Source organism: Alteraurantiacibacter aestuarii, from assembly GCF_039523595.1.
In the GTDB taxonomy this organism is placed as follows: Bacteria; Pseudomonadota; Alphaproteobacteria; order Sphingomonadales; family Sphingomonadaceae; genus Alteraurantiacibacter; species Alteraurantiacibacter aestuarii.
In genome coordinates this window covers 1116126-1130690 of record NZ_BAAAFP010000002.1, presented here as the reverse complement: position 1 = coordinate 1130690, position 14565 = coordinate 1116126, and the positions used below count along the sequence as shown (strand labels likewise).

The following is a 14565-nucleotide window of genomic DNA, read 5'->3' as shown; positions in this document are numbered from 1 at the left end:
GATCGCCGTTCAAGCGGACCATCGTCCGTATTCGAGGCTGGTCATATTCCCCTTCCTGCCCTTTTCGCACCGGCAAGCCAAGGCTAAGACCAGCGGCAATGAAGAATATTCTTGTGACAGGCACCAGCCGCGGCATTGGCGCGGCAATTGCGGCGCAGCTGCGCCTACGCGGCGCGACGGTGATCGGCCATGCCACCACCGCGCATGATGATCAGACGGTGGCCGCAGATTTCGCCCAGCCCATCGCCCCGCAGATGCTGTGGCAGGAAGCGCTGGAAAAACTGGGCGGCAAGGTGGATGTGCTGGTCAACAATGCCGGCCTGTTTGCGCCCAATCCGGTGGAAGGATCGGACTTTGAATGGCTGGACCTGTGGGAAGACACGCTGCGCATCAATCTGACCGCCGCCGCGCAATTATCCCGTTTTGCGCTGCGATACTGGCGCGCCAGCGGGCGCAAGGGACGCATCGTGCATATTGCCAGCCGCGCGGGACACCGGGGCGATTCGCCCGATCACTGGCATTATGCCGCGGCCAAGGGCGGGATGCTGGCGCTGCACAAGACCATCGCCCGCGCCTATGCCAGCCAGGGTATTCTCAGCTTCGCCATCGCGCCCGGCTTTACCGATACGGCGATGGCGGGCGATTATCTGGCCAGCCGCGGCGGAGCGGGCCTGCTGGCGGATATTCCGCTGGGCCGCGTGGCTACGCCCGATGAAATCGCCAGCATCGCCACCTTCTGTGCGCTGGATGCACCTGCCAGCATGACCGGCGCGGTGATCGATGCCAATGGAGCAAGCTATGTTCGCTAGAGCCTCCCTGCTCCTGCCAGTATCGCTGCCGGTATTTCTGATTGCCTGCGCGCCCGCGCCCGGGCCTGCCCCACAGCCGCAAGTCGCGGCCGACCAGGCGCGGTGGACCCAGCAATGCGAGGACTGGGACGATTGGGACAAGCCGGGCCCGCCATTCCGCATCCACGGCAATTCCTATTACGTGGGCACCTGCGGGATCGGCGCCATCCTCGTCACCTCCGATGCCGGACACATCCTCATCGACAGCGGCACGGATGCCGGTGCGCGGGTTGTGGCGGGCAATATCCAGGCGCTGGGATTTGCGCTGGAGGACGTGAAATATATCCTCACCAGTCACGAACATTTCGATCATGTCGGCGGGATTGCCCGCCTGCAGGCGCTCACCGGTGCGCAGCTGATCACTTCCGCGCCCGCCGCCGAGGTGTTTCGTAGCGGCGAAGTGGCGCTGAACGATCCGCAATATGGCGAGATCGAAGGGCCTGCGCGGGCGCGGGTGGACCGCATCGTTGGTGGCGGAGACGTGGTCACGCTCGGCCCGCTCAGCCTGACCGCCATCGCCACGCCGGGCCACACGCATGGCGCGCTCAGCTGGCAATTGACTGCGCGCGGCGGAGCTGAGACGCGCCAGATCGTCTATGCCGACAGCCTCTCCCCCGTCAGCAACGATGATTATCGCTTCTCCGACCATCCGGAATACGTGCAGGAGTACCGCGATGGGCTTGCGCGGCTGGCGGCGATGTCCGGGCGCGACTGCGATATCTTGCTAACCCCGCATCCCTCCGCCAGTGGCATGCGTGACAAATTGCTGGCGGGTGATCTGACTGCCAGCCCGACCTGCGCCGAATACGCCGCCTCCATCACCACCCGCCTTGATGCGCGACTGGCGCAGGAAACAGAACAATGAGCTGGAAACTGACTGCCTTTGGCCCGCGCGAGATGATCGAGGCCGCGCTCGCCCGCCATGAGGAGGATGCCGACCGCGACGAGGGGATCGTCATTACCGCCTTCGAAGTCGCCCTGGACCAGCCCGAGGACTGGCGGCTCGACGTCTATCTGGAAGCCAAGCCCGGCCAGGCACAGCGCAATGCGGTGAAGGCCCTGTTCGCGGGTGAGGCACCGCGCCTCACCCTGGAAGAACTGCCCGAAACGGACTGGGTGACCGAAAGCCAGAAGGGCATCGATCCGATCCGTGCGGGGCGCTTCCATGTCCGCACGCCCGATCATGCCGCGCTGGACGAGCCCGGGGTGGTCGATTTCTGCATTCCCGCCGCGCAGGCCTTCGGCACCGGCCATCATGAGACGACTGCGGGCTGCCTCACCATGCTCGATGCGATGAAGCGGCGCGGCGTGCATGCGCGCCATATTGCCGACATTGGCACAGGCACCGGCCTGCTGGCCTTTGGGGCGATGCATCTGTGGCCCACCGCCCATGCCACGGCCAGCGACAATGATCCGCTGTGCCTGCCCGCCGTGCTCGACAATGCGGAGATGAACGCCATTCCGCTCGGCACCGCGCCGGGGCAGCTGGCGATGGTAATTGCGGACGGAATGAAGGATGATTTCCTGGTCCAGCGCGCGCCGTTTGACCTGCTGATCGCCAATATCCTGGCCGCTCCGCTGATCGAGATGGCGCCAGAATTCGCCGCCGCCGTGGCACCGCGCGGGAATATCGTTCTGGCCGGTCTGCTGGCCACGCAGGAAAGCCGCGTGCGCGCCGCCTATATGCACGCGGGCTTCCGCCTGCAGGCGCGCATCATCAATGGCGACTGGTCGATATTATGGCTGAGAAAACGCTTCGCCGGCTGAACCTTGGCGATATCGGCCGGTTGCTGCGGGCTATATTGCTGGGCGTGGTGCTCGCCGTGGCGCTGTTTCCGGTGCTGGGCTGGATCGGCAGTTCCATCCCGCGCAACGCCGGAGCGGTTGAACCTGCCGACGGGGTCGAGATCATGGTCGAGACCAACGGCACGCACACCGGCATCGTCATGCCGATCGTCACCCCCGAGGTGGACTGGCGCACAATATTCCCCAGCGCCTCCACATTGGTGAATGGCCAGCTGCCCACCCACATCGCGGTTGGCTGGGGCGAGCGCGAGATTTTCCTCAACGTGCCCACATGGGATGACCTGACAGCCGCCACCGCCGTGCGCATCGCGCTTTTCGGCGGCGATTCGATCATGCGGGTGAGCCATTATGTGCGCCCCGCCCCCGATGAGAACTATCGCCCCGTCACCATCAGCCGCGCAGCCTATGCCCGCATGGCCACACGGATAGAGCAAAGCCTGGCGCCGCCCGGCCCGGACGGATCGCGGCAGATCCTGCGCGGCACCAATCCGCGCGATGCCTATTACGATGCGCGGGGCCATTACACCCTGGCCAATTCGTGCAATAGCTGGGTGGGAGACATGCTGGCGGAAGGCGGCGTGGAAATGGGGTGGTGGACACCGTTCGCCGGGGGAGTGATGAAATGGATCGAAAAACCGCAACCGGGCTGAAGTTCGCTCTCGCCATGCTGGCCGCGCTTACCGCCCTGCCCGTATTGGCGCAGGTGACGCCTCAGGTCACAGCGGAGGATGTGCACCGCGCGGAACGGGCACAATTCGGCTTTGGCGATCTGCGCGCCGGGGCCGATGGCAATAATCCTGACGCTGCCAATGCCGCCAACAGCAATGAGATGCTGGTGGGCAATTATGTGCTGCCGCCGCTGTTTGAAAATGCCCGCCAGCAGACGCCCGCCGGATGGCCCGCGCGCCGCGCCGAACTGGCGCGCATGGTGGAGGACAACTGGGTTGGCCGTATCCCCGCCGTGGTCGATGATTTCCGCATCGAGTGGGATAAGGTTCCGGTGGTTACGGCTAGCCTGGTCCATTTGTTGAACGACAATTTCGTTGAGGATTGGACCGGCAGGATCGTTACGAGCGATGGCCGCTCAGGTCCGGTGATTTCCGCGCGTATCTATCTGGCCAAGCACAACAGACCGCGCCCGGCGATCATCAATTACACCTATGTCTGGCCCGGCGGCGTAACTCCCAATTTCGGCGGCACGCCCGCGCCCGATGCGATCCGCCAGGCGTTGGATAATGGCTGGGTCTATGTCGAATATCGCCCGCAAATGTTGCAGGCAGACAATGGCGCGCAGATGGAGCAAGGGATCATCGGCCTGGCCCGCTGGCCGCGTCAGCAATATGACTGGGGCGCGTTGCGCGCATGGGGCTGGGGCGCCAGCCAATTGCGCGAAGAGCTAAGCCGCGATCCGCGCATCAGCCCTTCCCGCATCTCGCTCACCGGTCATTCGCGCTTTGGCAAGGGCGTGCTGGTGGCCGCCGCATACGACCTCGAATTCGCCGATGCCCATGTCTCCAGTTCCGGCGCGGGAGGGGCCAAGCTGATGCGGCGCGATTTTGGCGAGCGGTGGGAGAACCTGGCCGCGAGCGGGGAATTTCACTGGTTCACGCCCAACATCATGAACTTCGCCCGCGATCCGCTCAGCGTGGATGACCTGCCGGTGGATGCGCATATGCTGATCGCCCTGCGCGCACCGCGCCCGCTGTTCATCACCAGTGGCCTTGCGGAAAAGGGCGACAGCTGGGTCGATCCCGCGGGCATGTGGACCGCCTTCATGCTGGCCCAGCCCGCGTGGGAGGTTTTCGGCGCATCGCTGCCGCCGTTCGGCATGCCGGTGCCCGAGAGCCGCGAACAGATGCCCTATCCGCTAGGCTGGTATCAGCACGGCGAAGGCCATGTGCCGTGGCCCGCCTATGACGAGTTTTACGAACATGCGGAGCGCTTCTTCGAGGATTAGACCCTCAAGGGCTCAGAACCAGGTCCTGATCCCCACCAGCACGGCGGTGGCGGACGGATCATCGCCGCCGAGCCGCGCGATATCGGCTGTCCGGCCCAGCTTGCGGGACCATTCCACGCCCACATAAGGCGCAAATTCACGGACGATTTCATAGCGCAGGCGCAGGCCCGCCGCGAACGAGGTGAACCCAGCGCCAATATCGCGCTCGGCAATATCCTGCGCGGCCAGTTCCACTTCCACGCGTGGTTGCAGGATCACTCGCTGGGTGATCTTCTGGTCATATTCCGCCTCTATCCGCGCGGTCACATCGCCGCGATCTGACAGGAATGCCGCTGCATCGAGGTGGATCATATATGGCGCAAGGCCCTGCACTCCCAGCACCGCATGGCTGCGCGTGTCCGGCTCCACATCCAACCGCGCGCCCATTTGCAGATCGAAGAACGGCGTGATGGCATGGCTCCACAGCGCCTGCACTTCGGCATCGTCCAGCGCGCCGCCAAACTCGCCCTCGCCTTCGGTCTTGATCACCAGCCGGTCCAGATCACCGCCGATAAAGCCCTGCATGTCCCACAGATAGGCATCGCCAGATCCCAGCCGCGCCTCGAATCGTTCGACCAGCAGCGATGCGGTGCGGAAGGTGCCGTTCTCGATGGCCATTTGTTCGCGCGCCGGCCGCATTGCCGCCTCGCCCCAGATGGCATCGGCGGCGTGCAGCGGCCCTTCCAGCGCGCGCGCGGGAGGCGCGCTATTGCTGGCTGGCGGCATGTCATGGCCCATCGCCGAATGGTCCATCGTGGAATGGTCCATCGTGGAATGATCCATCGTGGAATGATCCATCGTGGAATGGTCCATCGTGGAATGGTCCATGGCCGAGTGGTCCATCTCGGAATGGTCGCTGGGGGCAGGTGCCGGTTCGGCCTGATCGGGCGCAGTCTGGCTCGTGGCCGAATGATCGTGGTCCTGCGCCGCCAGCGGAGCAGCCAGCGCCAGCAGCGGAAGGGCGAGAAGATATCTCATGCCAGCGGCCTCACCGTCACCACCTGCATCATCCCTGCGTGCATGTGATACAGCAGGTGGCAGTGGAAGGCCCAGTCGCCCGGCTCGTTCGCGGTCAGGTCGAACGTCGCCTTGCTGCCGGGCTGCACGATCAGCGTGTGTTTTCTGGGCTGGTGAGTGGCATCCGCGCCATTGACCAGTTCGAAGAAATGGCCGTGCAGGTGGATCGGATGTGCCATCATCGTGTCATTCACCAGCGTCACGCGCACCCGCTCGTCAAAGCCGAAGCGGATCGGATCGTCGGTGACAGCGGTGAACTGCTGTCCGTCGAACGACCACATATAGCGTTCCATATTGCCGGTAAGGTGGATCTGCAGCGTCCGTTCCGGCGCGCGCATCGGGTTGGCGCTGGCGGCGCGCAGATCGGTATAACGCAGCACGCGGTGCGATACGGCGTCCAGCCCAAGGCCGGGATAATCCATCCGGTCCGCCGACATGGGAGCGACCATGTCCACCCCCGGCCCGGTGGCGACACTGTCTGGCAATAGCGAGAGATCGCGCATCGAATGATCCATCGATCCCTCGCCGTGATCCATGCCCGCCATCGAACCACCCGCCATCGCGCCCATACCCATGTCGGCCATCGTCAGCGTCACTGGTTCTCGCAAATCCGGCACTGGCGCCCGCGCGCCCGGCTGGCTGGTCAGCGTGGCCACGCCCATACCGGAGCGGTCCATCGCCTCTGCCACCAGCACATGCGCGCCATCTGCGGGCTGGACGATCACGTCATAGGTTTCTGCCGCGCCGATCTGGAATTCCTCCACCGCCACCGGATCGACATCCTGCCCGTCAGCGGCCACCACCAGCATTTCTGCGCCGGGAATGCGGACGTTGAAGAAGGTCATGGCGCTGCCGTTGATCACCCGCAGGCGCACCCGCTCACCGCGGCGGAACGTCAGTTCCAAATCGTCCGCCGGGCCGTGACCGTTGATGAGATAGCTGTATTCGCTGCCTGAAACGTCCAGAATATCGCGCGGGTTCATCCGCATCCGGCCCCACATCCGGCGGTCTGCCCCCGACATTTCACCGCTGGTCGCCGTCAGCATCTGGCGGTTGAAGTAATGTTCACCCACCTTCAGCTTGCGCATGATGTCATGCGGATGCATCGGCGTGAATTCGCTCAGCAGCAGCACATATTCGCGGTCATGGGCGGGGCCGTGATAATGCGCCGGCTCAATCACGATCGGGCCGTAGTGGCCGCTCTGTTCCTGCAATCCGGAATGCGAGTGCCACCAGTATGTGCCCGACTGGCGGATGGGGAACTGATAGGTGAACGTCTGCCCCGGAGCGATGCCGGGAAAGCTGACGCCCGGCACGCCATCATACTGAAACGGCAGCAGCAGGCCGTGCCAGTGGATGGAGCTGTCCTCGGCCAGATTATTGGTCACATGCAGGCGCACGTCCTGCCCTTCGCGCAGGCGGATCAGCGGGCCGGGGATCGATCCGTTGACCGCAATCGCATGGCCCTGCCGCCCGCCGGTGGCAAAATGACTGTCACCGATGGAGAGGCTTATGTCCTCCCCCGACAATTCGCCCGACCCCTTGCGAGCCGCGCCCATGCCTTGTGCCCAGCCCGCCATCGGAATGCCCGCCAGCGCGGCAAGCGACGCGGTGGAGCGGATCAATGTGCGGCGCGAAACGCGGCGGGAAATAAGGGGAGCCATGCTCATGGTCCCCTGCACCTAGGCCTTGTGCGCGGCCTTTCCAATACCGCAAACAGCCCATGCCGGGCGCAGGTTCAAATGCTGAAACTGCGCCCGGCCAGCTGCGGCAGGATCAGAAGCTCAGATTGGCCCTGACCCACACGCCGCGCCCTGCCCCCGGCAGCTTCTCACCAACCAGTACATCCGATGCACCGACGCGGTTCAGGCCCGAAAGATGCGGGCGATAGAGCTTGTCGAACAGGTTCTCGATCCCGGCATTGATGGCAATGTCAGGCGTGACCTGCATCCCGCCAAACAGGTTGAAGACCGCATAGCCGCTGCTCGGCGCTTCGCTGTTGGTGGCCGAGACATCGTGCTGGGCCGCAGCCGCCACCATCTCTGCACCGGCGGACCACCTGTCCTGCTGCCAGATCGCGGCCAGACGCAGGTTGGACGGCGGTACGCGGTAGAGATTGTCCGCGATGTCCCGGCGCTTGCCCCGCACCCAGCTGGCCGTGCCTTCCAGCGCAAAGCTGGCGGTCAGGTCAGCGCGGAAATCGAGGTCCATCCCGTACAGTTCCGCATCGACATTGCGGAACATCAGCGGCGTGGCATCGCCGTTCATGGCGGCGACCATCTCGACCGGACTATCGACCACGCCCGGCGTGGCATCGAACGGCGTGCCCTGAATGTAATTGTCGACCCGGCGATAGAAGATCGTCGGGCGCAGTGACACGGTGCCGCTGTCGATATCGACCCCGGCCTCGGCGATATAGGCTGTCTCTGGCTCAAGCGCCTGATTGCCGACGTAGATATTGCCATCGGCCAGACCATAGCTCGCCTCTGTCGGCAGCCATGCGAAGCGTTCCAGCAGGCTGGGCACGCGCTGCTTGCGCGCCAGTGTGAAACGCGGCGTGACGACTTCGCCCGGCACCCAGCCGCGCAGCACCACATCCACAGTCGTGTCAGAGGCTTCGCGGGGCGTGGCGGCAAAGGCCGCAGCCAGATTGCGCGGCCCCATCGGCACCGCGCTGCCCACACCGGGAATGCCCGCATCCTGCGTCGTGCGATCCAGCCTTGTGCCCAGTTCGAACTCCGCGTTCCCCACGCCCCCGCGAAGCTGGACAAAGCCGCCAAAGCGGTCCGCGGCAAGGTCCGCCTGCGCATCGAGGTAGAAGTCCGCATTGTTCGGATTGGTGATCTGGACGAATTTGTCGACCAGCTCAAAATCCGCGCCGATGGTGACGTTGCGGTTGTCACTGCCAAAGCGCAGGCTTGCCTCTCCCGTCGTGCTGTCCGCATCGGCAAAGGTCGCGCGCGCCATCATCGCGGACGGCGCGGGACTGCGCAGGGTCTGGTTGTCCATCAGATGACGCACGGCGACATGGCCGATCCGCAGGTTCAGGCTGACATCATCGGCCACTTCACCGCGATATCCCGCCTGCATGAAATCGGTGTTGAAATAGATGATGTCCATCGCGAAGGACGGGTTGCCGCTGGGGTCGGTTTCGCTGCGGCGATATTCGGCGAACACCTCACCCTCGCCCAGTTTGAACCCGCCGTTCACGCCATACAGATTGCGCTCGAACGCGGTGTCTGCGGCGGTTCCGCCCGGAAATTCATAGTCATCGCCTTCCTCCCGGCTGGCGATGACGCCAAGGCGCCAGTTCTGCGTGGAAATGCCGACAGTGCCGCCAAGCGCATAGCTGTTGTCCACGCTGCGATATTGCGCCGCCAGAGAGCCGGTAAGCCGGGCATCTGGTCCAGCCGAATACGGCACCTGCACCAGCTGGGCGTTGACCGCGCCCGCCAGGCTCGGGCCCTGGGAGACCGACGCGACGCCGCGCGCGATCTCGATCCGGTCCACCAGGATGGAGGGCGCATAGTGCAGCGGCGGGTCCATCGCATTGGGTCCGCCCGATGCAAAGCGCTGGCCGTTCACGCGGCCCAGCACACGCTCCCCGAACAGGCCGCGGTAGGACAGCTGGCCGGACAGTGCGCCATTGCCAATCACCGCCGCGCCGGGCGCGCGGGCGGCAACAGCCACCGCATCTGCCGGAAGGGCGATCTGGCGGGGCGCTTCAATCTGGTCCGTATCCTGATTACTGCCGGTGGCGGTGACGACGATGACATCGGTCAGAATGTCAGCATCGGCAGGCGCATTATCCTGCGCGAACAGTGGCAGGGGGGACAGGGCAACAGCGCAAAGGGCGAAAGGCGCAGCGGCTGCCGCGCACAGCAAATCGTTTCGAAAAGTCATGGTCATATCTCGTCATGAAAAAGCACAATAGACGCTGCCAGCGCCCGGTTGAGGGCGCATCGCAAATGGCAGCAGGGCAGGTTCAGACGAGTGTGGGGGGTGCCCTTGCAGGCGGCAGAATGCGCGGCGACGTGGGCGACAAGGCCCGTTCGCGCACGGCATCGTAAGGGGCCAGCGCCAGTTGCGGCAGCGGCAGGCTGACGGCATCATCCGGCGGTGTGGCGGGGGATGAGTGACCGGCAAAGGCGCAGGCCTGGCGGCCTTCATCCTGCCCATCGTCACCGGGATGGCCATCCTTCATGGGGATCACCCATGTGCCATCGGCGTTGCACAGGCTGACCTGGATACCGCCGGAGCCATCCTGCTCCAGCATATAGCCCTGCGGAACCAGCACGCGCAGCATCAGCGCCGCCACGATCAGCAGCCCCCAGGGCATCTTACGCCAGCCTTTGCCTTGCGCCTTCATTACGTGGGCGATTTAGCGCCCTCAGCCTGTTTTGCCAGCACGAATGTCAGCGCGGCGCCGATTATCGCAATGCCGGCCATGACCAGGAACGCCAAAGTTCCGTCGCCATCATTCCCCTCGCGAATGCGGCCCAGCATGTCTGGTCCGACAAAGCCGCCCAGTTGTGAAAGCGCGTTGATCCAGGCAATCCCGCCTGCCGCCGCCACGCCGGAAAGGAAGGCGGTGGGAATGGTCCAGAACACCGCCAGCCACGCCATCGCCCCCGATGCCACCAGCGTGAGCGCAAGGATCGAAACGACGACCGATCCGCCGCCGAATGCCAGCATCAGCAGGCCGATCATTGATACCAGCAGCGACGCGGTGGCATGCCAGCGGCGCTCTCCCGTGCGGTCCGAATTGCGCGCCACGATCACCATCGCCACCGCGGCAATTGACCAGGGGATGGCGCTGACCAGCCCCACTTTCAGGAAGTTGGCGCGGTCTATGCCGATCTCCTGCACCAGCGTGGGCATCCAGAAGTTGAGCGCATTGTTGATGATACCGCGCGAGAAATCCGCCAGCGCCAGCGCCCAGATGCGCCAGTCGAGGAAGATGGCGGAGAAGTCATGGCGCATACCCACGGCGTGCTTGCGCACTTCATCCGCGGCAAGCTGGCTCTCCACCAGGTCGCGTTCCTGATCGGCCAGCCAGGCGGCATCGCGCGGGCCGTTGGGCAGGACTTTCAGCACCGCAAGGCCCAGCAGCACGGCGGGAATGCCCTCTATCAGGAACAGCCACTGCCACCCGCGCAGGTTTCCCATGCCATCGGCAAATTGCAGGATCAGCCCGGATATGGGGGAGCCGACCGCGCTCGCCATCGGGATCGCGATCAGGAACAGCGCCACCACATGCGCACGCCGCGCAGCGGGGAACCAGAAGGTGAGGTAGAGGATCACGCCGGGAAAGAAGCCCGCCTCGGCAATGCCAAGGGTGAAGCGCAGCAGGTAGAAGGTGAACTCTGCATCGCTGGTGCCGAACCAGGCGGAGATTCCGCCCCAGCCGACAGAGCCGGTGAACATGAAACAGACAGACAGCAGCCCCCATGTCACCATGATCCGCGCGATCCACGCCCGTGCGCCGACCTTGGACAGGATCAGGTTGCTGGGCAGTTCGAACAGGAAATAACCGATAAAGAATATGCCCGCGCCAAAGCCATATACGGCATCGGACAGCGCCAGATCGCTGGCCATCTGCAATTTGGCAAAGCCGACATTCACCCGGTCCAGAATGGCAAGGAAATAGCCCGCGAACAGGATCGGCAGCAGTTTGAGCGCGATCTTGCGATAGGTGGCGTCTTCAAAGCCTGCACCTTCAACGCTGCTGTGCTGCCGTGTGCTGTCCATCAATCCCCCTGCAATTCCCCTGTGACGGCTCTAGCACGGGTGCATGCGCGCTTGGAATGCCGGAAACGGCCCCCACCTGACAGGGATGGAATGGCTGCTCGCAATTCTGGTTCTCGGCACTCTGCTGGCGCTGTTGCCACGCCTGTTGCGCGCCAGTCGCAAGGCCCAAGGCAAGTCCCGGCGCAAGGGCACTGCGGGCGGCATCATGATGGGCATGGGCCTCGCCTTCATGACCATTTTCGACCCCGGAAAGTCCGATTCGGTTGAGGAAATCCAGCGCCGCAAGGATCTGGGCGATGACGATCAGGGTGAGAGCGGCGCGGGCAAGGACTAGCGCCTCCAGCGTATAAGATTTGACAAGCTAGCTTTTCATTGCGACAAGTGTGCTTGGCAAATTGATTCGCATGAAGGGCGCAGTCACATGGCAAGCAAGATTACAAAAAAGGGCGCGGCGGTGGATATTGCGTTCCTCGCCTCGATGATCGGTTTCGTCGCGGTGATGATCAACCAGCGGGCATTCACGCCGGGCGTTCACAGCGTCCTGCTGATCGCTCTGGTGGCAGTCGCTCTCGCGCTCAACATCAGCCGCGAAGCGCGCAAGGAAAAGCAGCTGGATGAGCTGGAACTCGCCAGCGCCAGTTTCGGCGCCCGCTGGGCGGTGACGGTGCTGGGCATTGTCATGATGCTACTGCTGTTCGTCACCCCGATGCAAAGCGCTGTCGCGCATCTCGCCAATGCCGTGGAGAACGGCAGCGGCGTCGCCATGGTCCGCCCCAGCAAGACCTTCCTGATGGGACTGTGCACGGCAATGGTCATCCAGCTGGGCGCCAAATCCGCGCTTGCCTCTATCTGGAAGTGGACCAAACGGTGAAGAACTCCATCCGCCTGCTGCGCGCAGAAAAAGGCTGGAGCCAGGCCGAACTGGCCGATCAGGTGGGCGTGTCGCGCAATTCGGTCAATTCGATAGAGAACGGCAAGTTCGACCCGTCCCTGCCGCTGGCGTTCCGCATCGCCCATGCCTTCGGGCTGACGGTGGAGGAGGTTTTCGACAAGGAGGACGCCTTCACCTGACCGGCGCGCCGCCCTACCCCGCCGCCGCCACGATGGCCGCCCAGCCTGCCTCGTCAATCACCTCTATCCCAAGCTCGGCAGCCTTCTTCAGCTTGCTGCCCGCACCGGGGCCAGCCACCACCAGATCGGTCTTGGCGCTGACGGTCCCGGCGGCCTTGGCACCCAGCCTTTCTGCCTGCGCCTTGGCCTCGTCGCGGCTCATCGTTTCCAGCTTGCCGGTGAACACCACCGTCTTGCCGGAGACGGGGCTGTCGAGAGTTTCAACTTCATAGCGCGGCACGTCCAGCTCGCTCAGCAGGTCTTCCCACACGGCGACATTGTGCTCCTCGTGGAAGAAGTCCCCCAGCGCCTCCACCACCACCGGACCCACGCCATCGATGGAGGACAGCGCGGCGGCCGCATCCTCATCGCCCGCGCGGGCTTTTTCGGCAGCGTCCCGCAGAGCGGGCAGCTCGTGAAAATTCTTCATCAGGTCGCGCGCGGTCACCGCCCCCACATGGCGAATGCCCAGTCCGAACAGCAGCCGCGCGGCATCGGGGCGGCGCTTGGCCTCGATACTGGCGAGCAGGTTCTCGACCGACTTTTCCTGCCACCCGTCCAGCGCCAGGATCTCTGCCTCACGATCGCGCAGGGCAAAGATATCCGCGGGGCTTTTGAGCCAGCCGAGCGCGAAGAACTGGTCGATGGTCTTGTCGCCCAGCCCGTCAATGTCGAGCGCAACGCGGCTGACGAAATGCTTTAGCCGTTCGGTGCGCTGTGCCGGGCAGATCAGGCCAGCGGTGCAGCGCACATCGACCTCGCCCTCCTCGGCCACCGCCTCGCTGCCGCATTCGGGACAGTGATCGGGAAAGTGGAACGGCGGACGGTCGGCATCGCGGGTGAGATTATCGACCACCTGCGGGATCACATCGCCCGCCCGCTGCACAACAACCCGGTCACCCGGCCGCACACCCAGCCGGGCGATCTCGTCCCGGTTATGCAGGGTGACATTGGTGACGGTGACGCCGCCCACCAGCACCGGAGCAAGCCTGCCAACCGGTGTCAATTTGCCTGTACGGCCAACCTGGATGTCGATTGCCAGCAGCGTGGTTTCCGCGCGCTCTGCCGGGAATTTGTGCGCCATCGCCCAGCGCGGGGCCTTGGCCACAAAGCCCAGCCGCTTCTGCCAGTCGAGCCGGTTGACCTTGTAGACCACACCGTCGATCTCGTAATCCAGAGCGTCGCGGCGCTGATGAATGCTGCGGTATTGCTGCAGCATTTCTTCCACCGAATGGCACAGGACCAGATCGGGAGAGATGGGCATGCCCCATTCGGCCATGCGCTGCATCACCGCCATCTGCGTGTCGCCGGGCAGTTCGCTCGCCGCGCCCCAGCCATGCGCCCAGAAGCGCAGGTTGCGCCTTGCCGTGACGCTGGCATCCTTCTGCCGCAGCGATCCCGCCGCAGCATTGCGCGGATTGGCAAAGAGCTTGTCGCCTGCCTCTGCCTGGCTGGCATTAAGTGCGGTAAAGTCCTGTTTCGACATGTAAACTTCGCCGCGCACTTCAAACACATCGGGCACATTGCCGCGCAGCATTTGCGGGATATCGGCGATATGCGCGACATTGCCGGTGACGTTTTCACCCACCTGCCCATCGCCGCGCGTGGCGGCCAGAACCAGTGCGCCTTTCTCGTAACGCAGCGAACAGGACAGGCCGTCAATCTTGTCCTCCGCAGTCATCACCACAGGCTCATCCTCGGCCAGAGCGAGGAAGCGCCGGACGCGGGCGACGAAGTCCATCACCTCCTCATCGGAGAAGGCGTTGTCGAGGCTCATCATGCGGACTTCATGCTGCACCTTGGACAGCGGCGAGGCGGCGATTTCAAAGCCCACCACCTTGCTGGGCGAATCCTCGCGGATCAGCTGCGGGAACTGCGCCTCCAGCTCCGCATTGCGGCGCACCAGCGCATCGAATTCCGGATCCGAAATCTCCGGATCGTCCTTGGCGTGATAGAGCCTGTTGTGATGCGCAATCTGCTTCGCCAGCCGCATCAGCTCATTGGCAGCTTCGGCTTCTGTGATGTCGGCCATGCACT

Annotated in this window: 14 protein-coding genes; 8 read left to right on the top strand and 6 right to left on the bottom strand. The window is 64.1% G+C overall.

The window, feature by feature from the left end:
• The first annotated feature begins 98 nt into the window (after positions 1–98).
• The 5 genes from ABDZ98_RS09060 to ABDZ98_RS09040 are packed head-to-tail and all read left to right on the top strand — an operon-like array spanning position 99 to position 4611.
• Positions 99–809, top strand: coding sequence for an SDR family NAD(P)-dependent oxidoreductase (locus ABDZ98_RS09060; RefSeq protein ID WP_160589600.1), 711 nt, complete (start codon positions 99–101; stop codon positions 807–809).
• Entirely contained in the window at positions 799–1713 is a 915-nt protein-coding gene (gene bla / locus ABDZ98_RS09055) for a subclass B3 metallo-beta-lactamase (protein ID WP_160589601.1), read from the top strand. Before ABDZ98_RS09060 ends, bla begins: the two co-directional genes overlap by 11 nt.
• Positions 1710–2615, top strand: coding sequence for a 50S ribosomal protein L11 methyltransferase (locus ABDZ98_RS09050; RefSeq protein ID WP_160589602.1), 906 nt, complete (start codon positions 1710–1712; stop codon positions 2613–2615). Before bla ends, ABDZ98_RS09050 begins: the two co-directional genes overlap by 4 nt.
• Positions 2588–3304: a DUF2459 domain-containing protein gene (locus ABDZ98_RS09045; RefSeq protein WP_237437353.1), complete on the top strand. Its 717-nt coding sequence runs from the start codon at positions 2588–2590 to the stop codon at positions 3302–3304. Before ABDZ98_RS09050 ends, ABDZ98_RS09045 begins: the two co-directional genes overlap by 28 nt.
• On the top strand, positions 3277–4611 hold the full coding sequence (locus ABDZ98_RS09040) for a glucuronyl esterase domain-containing protein (protein WP_160589603.1): 1335 nt from the start codon (positions 3277–3279) through the stop codon (positions 4609–4611). Before ABDZ98_RS09045 ends, ABDZ98_RS09040 begins: the two co-directional genes overlap by 28 nt.
• A gap of 12 nt (positions 4612–4623) precedes the next feature.
• On the opposite strand, the gene ABDZ98_RS09035 is transcribed toward ABDZ98_RS09040, so the two are convergent.
• The 5 genes from ABDZ98_RS09035 to ABDZ98_RS09015 form a co-directional block, all read right to left on the bottom strand.
• Complete coding sequence (locus ABDZ98_RS09035; protein ID WP_160589604.1) at positions 4624–5628, bottom strand: copper resistance protein B; 1005 nt, start codon at positions 5626–5628, stop codon at positions 4624–4626.
• Entirely contained in the window at positions 5625–7337 is a 1713-nt protein-coding gene (locus ABDZ98_RS09030) for a copper resistance system multicopper oxidase (protein ID WP_419866755.1), read from the bottom strand. The genes ABDZ98_RS09035 and ABDZ98_RS09030 overlap by 4 nt, the downstream gene beginning before the upstream one ends.
• A 106-nt stretch (positions 7338–7443) precedes the next feature.
• A complete protein-coding gene (locus tag ABDZ98_RS09025) occupies positions 7444–9570 on the bottom strand; it encodes a TonB-dependent receptor domain-containing protein (RefSeq protein WP_160590194.1) in 2127 nt (708 codons plus the stop codon).
• A gap of 82 nt (positions 9571–9652) precedes the next feature.
• Positions 9653–10036, bottom strand: a complete 384-nt coding sequence (locus tag ABDZ98_RS09020; RefSeq protein ID WP_160589606.1) for a DUF2946 family protein — start codon at positions 10034–10036, stop codon at positions 9653–9655.
• Positions 10036–11418, bottom strand: coding sequence for an MFS transporter (locus ABDZ98_RS09015; RefSeq protein WP_160589607.1), 1383 nt, complete (start codon positions 11416–11418; stop codon positions 10036–10038). Before ABDZ98_RS09015 ends, ABDZ98_RS09020 begins: the two co-directional genes overlap by 1 nt.
• An 85-nt stretch (positions 11419–11503) precedes the next feature.
• Here ABDZ98_RS09015 and ABDZ98_RS09010 point away from each other — a divergent pair, with 85 nt between their 5' ends.
• The 3 genes from ABDZ98_RS09010 (at position 11504) to ABDZ98_RS09000 (ending at position 12489) form a co-directional block, all read left to right on the top strand.
• Positions 11504–11752 carry a hypothetical protein gene (locus tag ABDZ98_RS09010; protein ID WP_343806651.1) on the top strand — a complete coding sequence of 83 codons (249 nt, stop codon included), beginning with the start codon at positions 11504–11506 and terminating at the stop codon, positions 11750–11752.
• 87 nt (positions 11753–11839) lie between these two features.
• Positions 11840–12289: a hypothetical protein gene (locus ABDZ98_RS09005; RefSeq protein WP_160589609.1), complete on the top strand. Its 450-nt coding sequence runs from the start codon at positions 11840–11842 to the stop codon at positions 12287–12289.
• The gene (locus ABDZ98_RS09000) at positions 12286–12489 is read left to right on the top strand and encodes a helix-turn-helix domain-containing protein (RefSeq protein WP_160589610.1); all 204 of its coding nucleotides are present in this window, start codon (positions 12286–12288) and stop codon (positions 12487–12489) included. The genes ABDZ98_RS09005 and ABDZ98_RS09000 overlap by 4 nt, the downstream gene beginning before the upstream one ends.
• Positions 12490–12502: 13 nt before the next feature.
• Here the strand turns inward: ABDZ98_RS09000 and ligA are convergent, their stop codons facing one another.
• Positions 12503–14560, bottom strand: coding sequence for an NAD-dependent DNA ligase LigA (gene ligA, locus ABDZ98_RS08995; RefSeq protein ID WP_160589611.1), 2058 nt, complete (start codon positions 14558–14560; stop codon positions 12503–12505).
• Positions 14561–14565: the final 5 nt, after the last annotated feature.